General features: G+C 62.4%; 10 protein-coding genes. 3 read left to right on the forward strand and 7 right to left on the reverse strand.

Features of this window, described 5'->3' with window-relative positions; genetic code table 11:
- Positions 1 to 55: 55 nt before the first annotated feature.
- From urtD to urtA, 4 genes are all read right to left on the reverse strand, one after another.
- Positions 56 to 802, reverse strand: a complete 747-nt coding sequence (gene urtD / locus NKJ28_RS20290; protein ID WP_023674855.1) for an urea ABC transporter ATP-binding protein UrtD — start codon at positions 800 to 802, stop codon at positions 56 to 58.
- 7 nt (positions 803 to 809) lie between these two features.
- Positions 810 to 2,042: an urea ABC transporter permease subunit UrtC gene (gene urtC, locus NKJ28_RS20295; RefSeq protein WP_352622614.1), complete on the reverse strand. Its 1,233-nt coding sequence runs from the start codon at positions 2,040 to 2,042 to the stop codon at positions 810 to 812.
- Entirely contained in the window at positions 2,039 to 3,655 is a 1,617-nt protein-coding gene (gene urtB / locus NKJ28_RS20300) for an urea ABC transporter permease subunit UrtB (RefSeq protein ID WP_352622616.1), read from the reverse strand. Before urtB ends, urtC begins: the two co-directional genes overlap by 4 nt.
- A 100-nt stretch (positions 3,656 to 3,755) precedes the next feature.
- Positions 3,756 to 5,066 carry an urea ABC transporter substrate-binding protein gene (urtA, locus tag NKJ28_RS20305; RefSeq protein ID WP_023674852.1) on the reverse strand — a complete coding sequence of 437 codons (1,311 nt, stop codon included), beginning with the start codon at positions 5,064 to 5,066 and terminating at the stop codon, positions 3,756 to 3,758.
- Between the two features lie 301 nt (positions 5,067 to 5,367).
- Between urtA and NKJ28_RS20310 the strand changes: the two genes are divergently transcribed.
- Entirely contained in the window at positions 5,368 to 5,763 is a 396-nt protein-coding gene (locus NKJ28_RS20310) for a hypothetical protein (RefSeq protein WP_023674851.1), read from the forward strand.
- Positions 5,764 to 5,809: 46 nt separating this feature from the next.
- Here the strand turns inward: NKJ28_RS20310 and NKJ28_RS20315 are convergent, their stop codons facing one another.
- The gene (locus tag NKJ28_RS20315) at positions 5,810 to 6,520 is read right to left on the reverse strand and encodes a purine-nucleoside phosphorylase (protein WP_023674850.1); all 711 of its coding nucleotides are present in this window, start codon (positions 6,518 to 6,520) and stop codon (positions 5,810 to 5,812) included.
- A gap of 82 nt (positions 6,521 to 6,602) precedes the next feature.
- Positions 6,603 to 9,176 carry a cell cycle histidine kinase CckA gene (cckA, locus tag NKJ28_RS20320; RefSeq protein WP_023674849.1) on the reverse strand — a complete coding sequence of 858 codons (2,574 nt, stop codon included), beginning with the start codon at positions 9,174 to 9,176 and terminating at the stop codon, positions 6,603 to 6,605.
- Between the two features lie 203 nt (positions 9,177 to 9,379).
- Between cckA and NKJ28_RS20325 the strand changes: the two genes are divergently transcribed.
- Positions 9,380 to 10,132: a hypothetical protein gene (locus NKJ28_RS20325; protein WP_352568747.1), complete on the forward strand. Its 753-nt coding sequence runs from the start codon at positions 9,380 to 9,382 to the stop codon at positions 10,130 to 10,132.
- 83 nt (positions 10,133 to 10,215) lie between these two features.
- Here the strand turns inward: NKJ28_RS20325 and dksA are convergent, their stop codons facing one another.
- A complete protein-coding gene (dksA, locus tag NKJ28_RS20330; RefSeq protein ID WP_023674847.1) occupies positions 10,216 to 10,632 on the reverse strand; it encodes an RNA polymerase-binding protein DksA in 417 nt (138 codons plus the stop codon).
- A 260-nt stretch (positions 10,633 to 10,892) separates the two neighbouring features.
- Between dksA and NKJ28_RS20335 the strand changes: the two genes are divergently transcribed.
- Entirely contained in the window at positions 10,893 to 11,396 is a 504-nt protein-coding gene (locus NKJ28_RS20335; RefSeq protein ID WP_352568748.1) for a SixA phosphatase family protein, read from the forward strand.
- Positions 11,397 to 11,450 lie beyond the last annotated feature (54 nt).

The following is an 11,450-nucleotide window of genomic DNA, read 5'->3' on the forward strand; positions in this document are numbered from 1 at the left end:
CAACGCGTGAAGAACGAAAGGTCGAAATGATGGAACGGAACGCGCCAGACCATGTTCATCTCCCCAGATAGACTTCGACGACGCGCTCGTCGGCCGAAACGAAGTCGAGACTGCCCTCGGAAAGCACCGAGCCTTCGTGCAGGCAGGTGACCTTGACGCCGAGCTCGCGCACGAAATGCATGTCGTGCTCGACGACGATGACAGAATGGTCGCGCGCGATGTCCCTGAGCAGCCGCGCGGTTTCCTCGGTCTCGGCGTCGGTCATGCCGGCAACCGGTTCGTCGACCAGCAGCAGCTTCGGATCCTGCGCCAGAAGCATGCCGATCTCGAGCCATTGCTTTTGGCCGTGGCTCAGATTGGCGGCGAGTTCGTCACGCTTGTCGCCAAGCCGAATGATGCCGAGGATGTCGTCGATCTGCCGCACGTCCGCGGCCGAGCGACGATGGAACAGTGCCGGGAAGATCGAGCGCGGGCCTTTCAGCGCCAGCATCAGATTGTCCTCGATCGTGTGGCTTTCGAAGACGGTCGGCTTCTGGAATTTACGGCCGATGCCCATCATGGCGATTTCGGCCTCGTCGTGTTTGGTCAGGTCGACCTCACCGTTGAAGAAAACTTCACCCGCGTCGGGCCGCGTCTTGCCGGTGACGATGTCCATCATCGTCGTCTTTCCGGCGCCGTTGGGGCCGATGATCGCCCGCATCTCGCCCTTGTCGAGCACCAGCGAAAGGTTGTTGATGGCGCGAAACCCGTCGAAGGAAACCGACACGCCGTCGAGATAGAGGATGGTGTTGCTCTTCGACATCAGGCCATCACTCCGCCGGCTGCGGTTCGGCGCCGGAGGCCGACCAGTCGCCCGGCCTTCTCGCCGCCGAGCGGTCGGTTTTCGGCGGCACCGGCGCATCGGGATCGATGCCGACTTCCTCGGCAACCGAGGCCGCCCGCAGCGCCTTGGCGTTGCCGCGCCAGGAATCCCACATGCCGATGATGCCCTTGGGCAGGAACAGCGTGACGGCGACAAACAGTCCGCCCAGCGCAAACAGCCAGAATTCAGGCAGCACGCCGGTGAACCAGGATTTACCGGCATTGACCAGAAGCGCGCCGATGATCGGCCCGACGATGGTGCCGCGCCCGCCGACGGCCGCCCACACCACCACCTCGATCGAATTGGACGGCTCGAATTCGCCAGGGTTGATGATGCCGACCTGCGGCACGTAAAGCGCACCGGCGATGCCGGCCATCACCGCCGACAGGGTGAATGCGAACAGTTTGACGTTCTCCGCCCGCCAGCCGAGGAAGCGTGTGCGGCTTTCGGCGTCGCGCACCGCCATCAAAAGCTTGCCGTACTTGGAACCGACGATTGCCCAGGTGACGAAGACGGCAAACGCCAGCATGACGGCGCTGGCCGCGAACAGCGCCGACCGCGTCATGTCGGCCTGCACGTTGAACCCTAGAATGTCCTTGAAATCGGTCAGGCCGTTGTTGCCGCCGAAACCCATGTCGTTGCGGAAAAACGCAAGCAGCAGCGCATAGGTCATCGCCTGGGTGATGATCGACAGGTAGACGCCGGTGACGCGGCTGCGGAAGGCAAACCAGCCGAAGACGAAGGCGAGCAGGCCGGGCACCGCAAGCACCATGATCGCGGCAAACCAGAAATGGTCGAAACCATACCAGAACCATGGCAATTCCTTGTAGTTAAGGAACACCATGAAATCCGGCAGCAGCGGATTGCCGTAGACGCCTCGCGAGCCGATCTGGCGCATCAGATACATGCCCATCGCATAACCGCCGAGCGCGAAGAAGGCGCCGTGGCCGAGCGAGAGGATGCCGCAATAGCCCCAGACGAGATCGAGCGCCAAGGCGAGCAGCGCGTAGCAGAGGTATTTGCCGGTGAGCGCAACGATATAGGACGGCACGTAAAACGCACTTGTCGGCGAGACCGCAAGATTGAGCAGCGGCACAATGATGGCGACCGCCAGCAGGATGAAGATGGTGATGGCGACACGGCGGTCGGCGCCGGCGGCAAAGAAGCGTCCCGTGATCATGCTTCCACCGACCTGCCCTTGAGCGCAAACAAGCCGCGCGGGCGTTTCTGGATGAACAGGATGATCAGCACCAGAACGACGATCTTGCCGAGCACTGCTCCGGCATAAGGTTCGAGGAACTTGTTGACGATGCCGAGCGAGAAAGCGCCGACCAGCGTGCCCCAAAGATTGCCGACACCGCCGAAAACGACGACCATGAAGCTGTCGATGATGTAGCCGCGGCCGAGATTGGGCGAGACGTTGTCGATCTGGCTGAGCGCGACACCGGCGATGCCGGCAATGCCGGAGCCGAGTGCAAACGTTAGCGCATCGACCCAAGGCGTCCTGATGCCCATCGAGGCGGCCATGCGGCGATTGGCGGTGACGGCACGCATCTGCAGCCCCCAAGGCGTGCGTTTCATCACGTAGAGCAGCACCGCGAACACGCCGAGCGCGAATACCAGGATCCAGAGCCGGTTCCAGGTCACGGCAAGCTGGCCGATATTGAACGAGCCGGACATCCAGGACGGGTTGCCGACCTCCTGGTTGGTCGGCCCGAAGATGGTGCGTACGGCCTGCTGCAGGATCAGCGACACACCCCATGTCGCCAGCAGCGTCTCCAGCGGCCGTCCATAGAGGAAGCGGATCAGCCCGCGCTCGATGACAAGGCCGACGAGCGCCGCCACCAGGAAGGCCAGCGGCAGGGCGATGACCAGCGACCAGTCGAACAGACCGGGAAAGGAATTACGGATAACCTCCTGCACGACGAAGGTCGTGTAGGCGCCGAGCATGACCATCTCGCCATGCGCCATGTTGATGACGCCCATGACGCCGAAAGTGATGGCAAGGCCAATCGCCGCCAGCAGCAGCACCGATCCAAGCGATATGCCGTACCAGATATTCTGGCCGGCATCCCACAGCGCCAGCGTCGAATTGATGTTGGCGATCGCAGCCGTCGCCGCGTCTTTCACCGCACCTTCGGAACTGGCCTCGACCGACGTGAGCAGCGACACCGCATCGCGGTCGCTGCGCGCACCGATGAGCGCGATTGCCGCCAGTTTGTCGGCCTCCGGCCTGTCGGAAACGAGAACCGACGCGGCGCGGGCCTGTTCTAGCAGCGCCTTGACGCTTGCCACGCTCTCATTGGCGATGGCGGTGTCGAGCGGCTCGATGTTTGCCGCGTCGGGCGTTTTGAACATGGTGTCGGCGGCGGCAATGCGCACGGCCGGATCCTTTGAGCCAAGCGTCAGCGTGCCCAATGCATCGCGAATGACGCGGCGCAGCGTGTTGTTGACCTTGATCTTGGTGATGTCGGCCTTGGCAGCTTCGCCCGATCTTTCGCCGGTAAGCGCATCGAGCAGCTCGATGCCGTCGCCGCTCTCCTTACCGACAAAGACCAGTGAATCGGCCTTGCGCACGTAAAGGCTGCCCTCCGCAAGCGCGGCAAGCGGCCGTTCTACGGCCGGATCGCCGGAAGCCGCAAGCTCCCGCACCACGGCTTCTATCGCCGGAAAATTGGCGGCGGTGGCGAATTTGGCGATGACCACGCGCAGATCTGCTTCGCTGGCGTTCGACGGCAGCAGCGTCCCCTGGAGAAGGAGCAGCATCAGGCCAATCGCGCGGATCAGGATCATTGGTTTCTGGTGGCTCTTGAAGATTGAATGTCGCCTCCGGGCAGGCTGGAGGAGGAGCCTGCCCGGAGGCTTGCGGGTCTGGGAGGACAGACCGGGAGGATCAGTTGGTTCCCTTGCCGCCGCATTTGCCGGTGGCAACGTTGAAGTTGCCGCAGGACAGAGGCGCGCGCCAATCGGAGATCAGGTCCTTGGAGTCAGGCAGATAGTCGGACCACTCGTCGCCCATCACCAGGCCCGGCGTCTGCGAGACGGTTTCGAACTGGCCGTCGGCCTGGATTTCGCCGATCAGCACCGGCTTGGTGATGTGATGGTTCGGCATCATCGTCGAATAACCGCCGGTCAGGTTCGGCACCGAGACGCCGACCATGGCGTCGATGACCTTGTCCGGATCGGTGGTGCCGGCCTTCTCGACCGCCTTCACCCACATGTTGAAGCCGATATAATGGGCTTCCATCGGGTCGTTGGTGGTGCGCTTGTCGTTCTTGATGAATTTGTGCCAGTCGGCGATGAACTTCGCGTTCTCGGGCGTGTCGACGCTCTCAAAATAATTCCAGGCGGCGAGATGGCCGACCAGCGGCGCGGTGTCGAGACCGGCAAGCTCTTCCTCACCAACCGAGAAGGCCATGACCGGAATGTCCTCGGCCTTGATGCCCTGGTTGCCGAGTTCCTTGTAGAACGGCACGTTGGCGTCACCGTTGACGGTCGAGACGACGGCGGTCTTCTTGCCGGCCGAACCGAATTTCTTGATCGCCGAGACTTCGGTCTGCCAGTCGGAGAAGCCGAACGGCGTGTAGTTGACCATGATGTCTTCGGCGGCAACGCCTTTCGCCTTCAGGTAGGCTTCGAGGATCTTGTTGGTGGTGCGCGGGTAGACGTAGTCGGTGCCTTCGAGCACCCAGCGCTTCACCGAACCGCCGTCCTCGCTCATCAGATAATCGACGGCCGGAATGGCCTGCTGGTTCGGCGCCGCACCGGTGTAGAACACGTTGCGCTCGCTTTCCTCGCCTTCGTACTGGACGGGGTAGAACAGGATGTTGTCGAGCTCGCTGAACACCGGCAGCACCGATTTGCGCGACACCGAGGTCCAGCAGCCGAACACCGCGGCGACCTTGTCCTTCGAGATCAGCTCGCGCGCTTTTTCTGCGAACAGCGGCCAGTTGGAAGCCGGATCGACGACCACCGCCTCGAGCTTCTTGCCGAGCAGGCCGCCCTTGGCATTCTGCTCTTCGATGAGCATCAGCATGGCGTCCTTCAGCGTCGTCTCCGAGATCGCCATGGTTCCCGACAGCGAATGGAGGATGCCGACCTTGATGGTGTCGTCGGCCGCCCTGGCGGGAATGCTCATCAGCAGGCCGGCGGTGACCACGCCGGCCGAAAACATTTTTGTTATTGTCGAGAAACTGCCCCTCATACTTTTAAACTCCCAAGCTGGTTAACTGCATCGGAACAGGACCATGCAACGGCTGTGCCAATCACCGGCGAAAGATCGGAGTGTTTGAGATTTCCCAGCCCTGTCAGTCGGTTAATGTATTAGCCGCAGGAGATGAACCTCCCCTGCCAGGTTTGAAATGAGAAAAGATCACTCGTATCAGCCTAAGTTTTACTCACATATAGGCCAATGCCCGAATTTTGAGCAGCATCATATGAGCGCTGGCGAGGATTGCAGCGCCGCAGCGAAATGAGGCAAGTTCGAACCCTTAACGGGGGACTCCATGGCCTTCAGAGCTTCTTGCATTTTCACCGCCATGCTTCTGCTGGCGGCGACGACCGTAGCGCGCGCCGGCTTCAGCGACGGCAAGCTGCCGGACGGCTCCTATCATTGCGAAGTCTATCTGCTTGGCATGTTCCTCAGCCTCGGCGACATCACCATCAAGGGAAACGTCTATAGCGGTCCGGTGAGCTTCGGCATCGCGCCGCAAAGCTACAATTACCAGATGGATGCAGACGGCGTGATCACCTGGCTGGGTCCGCTGGGCGGCTACACCAGTGGCGGCAACTCGATCTCGCTTACGCAGGCGACGCTGGAAAGCGGAACCACCCCGTCCTTCGATATCATCATGAAGCAGCCAGACGGCGCCTTTACCGCCTCGACCTGCACGAAGCGTTGAAAAGTACGGAACCTGGCGAGGTTCCGTACTCCGAAGTAGAAGCCGCCTAGCTCTCCGCCGCCATGTCGAGCGCCAGCCGGGTCATATCGGTGAAAAGGCCCTGGCGTTCGGAATAGTCGGTCTGCTCGCCGGTTGCCACATTGTCGACGACGGTCAGGATCGACAGCGCCCGGGCGCCGAAATCGGCCGCAATGCGGTAGAGTGCGCTGGTTTCCATATCCACGGCGAGCGCCCCCTGTGCCTGTGCTTCGGCAAAGCGTTCGCGCCCCAGCGGATGATAAAAAATGTCGCTGCAGATCGTCAGCCCGGCCCGATGGTCGATCCCGAGTTCCGAAGCCCGGGCCAACGCCTGGGCCAACAATGCAGGATCGGGGCCGGCATCGGCACGATAGAGACCAAAAACCTGGCCGCTCTCCGCATTTTCGCCGCGCACCGATTGTGCGATCACCAGGCTGCGCAGCGCCATCTCGGCGGTCAGGCCGCCGCAGGTGCCGGTGCGGATCAACGTTTTCGCACCGTAGAAATCCAGCAGCTCGTGCACGTAGACCAGGAATGACGGGACGCCGATGCCGGTGGACTGGACGCTGACAGGCTTGCCGCGAAACAACCCGGTAAAGCCGAGCGCGCCGCGGCGGCGGTTGACGCAGCGCGACGCTTCCAGAAAGGTCTCCGCCATCCATTCAGCGCGCTGCGGGTCGCCCGGCAGCAGCACCGTGCTTGCGTAGTCGCCTTTGCTAGCCTCGTTGTGTGGCGTCACGGCATGCTTCCAAAACCCGTCGCCCGTTTCGCCTGCAATCATGGCAGTCTCACGACATTGCGCAAGCGGAGCGTTGGAAGGGTCAGGATTCCAGCATGTCCTTTACGATCGTGGCCAATTGCTTGAGCGAAAACGGCTTCGGCAAGAAGCCGAAATGCGCGTCGGCCGGCAAGTTCTTGGCGAACGCGTCTTCGGCATAGCCGGACACGAAGATAAACTTGATGTCGGGCTGCCGTTTGCGCAATTCGCCAAGCAGCGTCGGGCCATCCATTTCCGGCATCACCACGTCCGACACCACGACGTCGACCTTGCCGCCGAGCGCTTCGTAGACTTCAAGCGCCTCGACGCCCGACGACGCCTCGTGGACGGTGTAGCCGCGCGATTTCAGCGCCCGCATGCCGCCCATGCGCACGGCGTCCTCGTCCTCGACCAGCAGCACCGTGGCCGAGCCCGACAGATCCTTGGCTGAGTCGGCGATCTTGGCAGGGGCGGCCGGCACTTCTCCAGCCTCGCCCGCCTTCCTTGCCTCCGCAATGTGCCGCGGCAGGAAGATGCGGAACACGGATCCCTTGCCGACTTCGGAATCGCAGAAGATGAAGCCGCCTGTTTGCTTGATGATGCCATAGACCATGGACAGGCCGAGGCCGGTTCCCTTTCCAACCTCCTTTGTCGTGAAGAAGGGCTCGAAGATCTTTTTCAGCACATCAGGCGCGATGCCGCTGCCGCTGTCCTCGACCTCGACCAGCACATAGTCGGCCGGAGTAAGTTCGCGGTAGGAAAAGGTCTTGCACTCTCCGGCGCTGACGTTGCGGGTGCGTACGGTGAGCTCGCCGCCGGCCGGCATCGCATCGCGTGCATTGACCGCCAGATTGACCACCACTTGCTCGAATTGCCCGATATCGACCCTGACCGGCCACAGGTCGCGGCCATGGTCGATTTTGAGCTTGATGTCGTTGCCGACCAGCCGGGCAAGCAGCATCCTTAGATCTGCGAGCACGTCGGTCAGGTTGAGCACCTCCGGCCGCAGCGTCTGCTTGCGCGAGAAGGCCAGCAACTGCCGCACCAGCGAGGCCGCCCGGTTGGCATTCTGCTTGATGTTCATGATGTCCGGGAACGACGGATCGGACGGCCGGTGGTTGGTCAAAAGCAGGTCCGAGGCCATGATGATGGCGGTCAGCACATTGTTGAAATCATGCGCGATGCCGCCGGCGAGTTGGCCGACCGCCTGCATCTTCTGGCTCTGCGCCATCTGGCCCTCGAGGGCCTTTTGCTCAGTGGTCTCCACGGCATAGACGATGGCCGATTCCTCGGCGCCCTCGCCACCGGTACCGTCTGCGACCGCGTTGACGTAGAAGCGTATGTGGCGCTCCTCATTGCCGGGCAGCACCGTATCGATCGGCTCGATGTCAGCCTGTTGCTGGCGTGCCTTTTCAAAGGCCGCGGCGAAAGCCGGCCGGTCGCGCTCGTGGATCACCGTATCCAGCCGCACACGCCGATCGACCGCATCGCGGTCGACGACCGAGGAAAACAGCGACAGGAACGGCGCATTGGTGCGCAGGATGCGGCCGGCATGGTCGACGCCGGCTATCGCCATCGGCGTCGAGTTGAAGAACCGCGTGAAGCGTATTTCCGATGCGCGGAGGTCGGCCGAAGCGTCCTCGCCTTGCGTCCGGTTGAGCACGATGGTGCGAGTCGGGCCGTTGAGCCCCTCTCGGCTGGCCGAGACACGATGCATGAAGCGCACCGGCAGCGCCTCGCCGGTCATCGTCGTCAGATCGAGGTCGATAACGGCATTGCGCGTGGTACCAGCGTCGGCCTTGACCGAACGGACCAGCGCCATGCCGTCGCCGGCGACGATCTCCGGCAGCGTGATGGCACCGGGAGTGAAGCTGGCCAGGTCGATGCCCAGCCACTCCGCAAGGGTCGCGTTGATATAGGTGACGCGGCCTTCCTGGTCGGCCGAAAAGAAACCGGCCGGCGCATGGTCGAGGTGATCGATCGCCTTTTGCAGGTCGAGAAAGAACCGCTCCTGCTCGGCCCGTTCCTGCGAGATGTCGGCAAGCTGCCAGGCAAGCATGGGCAGCCGCTGGCCGGGAACGCTGAAGGCGCGGGCCCGAACGCGGTACCAGCGAGCGCCCGGTTCGGCGCCTGGCCGAATGGACTGCGCGAGCCGAAACTCGCCGTCGCCAGGCTGGCCATCACGCAGGCCGGACGCCAGCCGGTATATGGTCACCGAGGCCTCGGGAACGTCTGAAAGCAAACCTTCGACGGTCTTGAGGTCGGCGGCCGACTCGGCACCCGTCATATCGGCATAGGTCCGGTTGGCGTAGATGATACGGCCTTTGGTGTCGGTGACCAGGAGACCTTGCGACATCGAATCGACGAAAGCTTTCGACAGTTCGTCGCTTGTCGAGCGCGGCGTGATGTGCACGAAGCCGATCGCAGTGGCGAATAGAAAGCCGACGCCGATCATCGCCAGCACGCCAAGCATGCCGAGCAGGAATGGATCGCCAAGGCGCTCGCGGAAAAGGCCGAAGACGATCGCTGCCCCAGTCAGGACGACGATGAAGACGATGAGCCGGGTGACCGCTCCCGGCCGCGTGTTCTGGTCGACGATAGGTACCGGATAGAAATCGCCGCGCGCTTCCTTGGCCATGTGCCCCCTGCTCGTGAATTCCGGTGTCGGTTGAATCATATTCTCAGGGTTGGGAAAAGGCCCGGCTGCAGATGTCCGTTAAAAATGACGCCGTTCGGCTCCCGGCGTTTCAAGCTGTTCACGAAGCGTGAAAGGCAACTTGCGGTGGCCTGCCGCAACAGTCTAGTGTCGCCTCTCTTCGAAAGCTGATTTTGGGGGAACCAATGCTGCAATGGCTGGATGGCGTGGCGGGTCCTGGTTATGCCGCAGCAATCCTATGGACGTTTGCAGTACTTGTCCTTCTGCTCATCATTCTTCTTATCATCAGGCTGGTCCGCAGCCTGACGTTCGGGACATTCGTCGCCGGCGGCAGGAACCGCAAGACGCGGCTGGCTGTCATGGATGCCACAGCGGTCGACAGTCACCGGCGGCTGGTGCTGGTGCGCCGCGACGATATCGAGCACCTGCTCTTGATCGGTGGTCCGACCGACGTCGTCGTCGAGCGCGACATCAGGCTCTCGGCGCTGCGGCGCCCGGCATTGACCGGAGACAACGGCCACCAGCCGGCAGCAAGGTCGGCTTCGATCACAGCCGCGCCGGCGAGGCAAGCGCCACCGCAGCCGGCAGGCGTAACCGCGACCCCTGTCCGAGCCCGCCAGACGGCGACGATGCCGGCAACAATGCCGGCGCCGGCGCCGAAACCGGCATCGAACGTCACGCCGTTGCCAAGTTATGGATCCGTCAACGCCAATGCCTCGCGGCATGCGCAGCCGCCGGCAAGGCAGGACCCCCCGGCAAGATACGAGCCGCCGGCACAGCACGAGTCGATTGACGATGCGCTGATGAAGGAGCTGGAGGTTTCCCTCGACGAGCCACGCTTCAGCCAAACGCCGAGCAAGCCGGTGGCGAAGGCGTCGCCCTCTCTCGACGACGAGATGACGAAGCTCCTCGGCGAGTTGTCCAATCAGAAAAGATAGGCCGATAGCGAACGGCCAATGAAAATGGCCGGAAAACCGGCCATTTTGAACGCTTTACCGATGCCGCTGTTTTTCCCGGCGACTCAGTCGTCGCGGTAGACCTTCTCGCGCCGCTCATGGCGCTCCTGTGCCTCGATCGACAAGGTGGCGATCGGGCGCGCGTCGAGCCGCTTCAGCGCGATCGGCTCGCCCGTCTCCTCGCAATAACCGTAAGTGCCTTCGTCAAGGCGCTGGAGGGCCGAATCGATCTTGGAGATGAGTTTTCGCTGGCGATCGCGGGCGCGAAGTTCGATGGCGCGGTCGGTTTCCGAGGAGGCGCGATCGGCGAGGTCGGGGTGGTTGGCGTTTTCCTGCTGCAGGATTTCGAGAGTTTCGCGCGCTTCGCGCAAGATGTCGTTCTTCCAGGTGACGAGCTTCATGCGAAAGTAGGATTTCTGCCGCTCGTTCATGAACGGCTCGTCTTCGGAGGGTACGTAATCGGCGGTAACGATGTCGTTCATTCGACTCACCCAACAAACCCCAAATTTGGCGCCTATATATTCGCGGACCGAAAGCTGCACAAGGTCAATCGACGACAGTTTCACGCAATTGTTAGTCTCGGACAAACCACCATCGGCGATGCCCTTTTTGCGAAGAATACGACCGAATTCGTACATGATTCGCTATGCTTGAGGGTCGCTTGCCATTGCGCACGGAGCTCTTCTGATGGCAAATCCTGCGGCGTGCTGACGGGTTCGGTGCCCGGCACAACGGGGATCCGGTGACCAGACTTTACCTGCTGAGGCATGCGAAGGCCGGCTGGGCGCTGCCTGGCGTGGCTGACTTCGACCGCCCGCTCGATCCATCCGGCTTCGCCGATGCCGAAGCGATGGGCGTGCTGATGCGTTCCCGCAAATACGCACCGGCCCGCACCCTTTGCTCAAGCGCCAAGCGCGCCCGCCAGACGCTGGAAAGCTTGGCTGGCCATACGGACACGGGCCGGGTGCTGTTCTGTGACACCCTCTACAGCGACGATGCCGCCGCGTACCTCACTGCCATCCGGCAGAATGGCGGGCTGGAGGCCCTGCTCGTCATCGGCCACAATCCGATGATCGAGGATCTCGCCATGGCGCTCTCAGGCGACGGCGACGAGACCGCGCGGGCCATGCTGAACCACGGCTTCCCGACCTCCGCACTTGCGGTGGTCCGGTTCTACGGCAGTCTTGCCGAGGCTGCGCCGGGCGCCGGCTATCTCGAAGCCTTCCTGACGCCTGCCGATATCTGAGGCCATTTCAAAGCCGCCCATCAAAGCCTATATCGGATCCTGACCGGCCCGCGA

This window comes from Mesorhizobium sp. M0145, from assembly GCF_040322355.1.
Classification (GTDB): Bacteria; Pseudomonadota; Alphaproteobacteria; order Rhizobiales; family Rhizobiaceae; genus Mesorhizobium.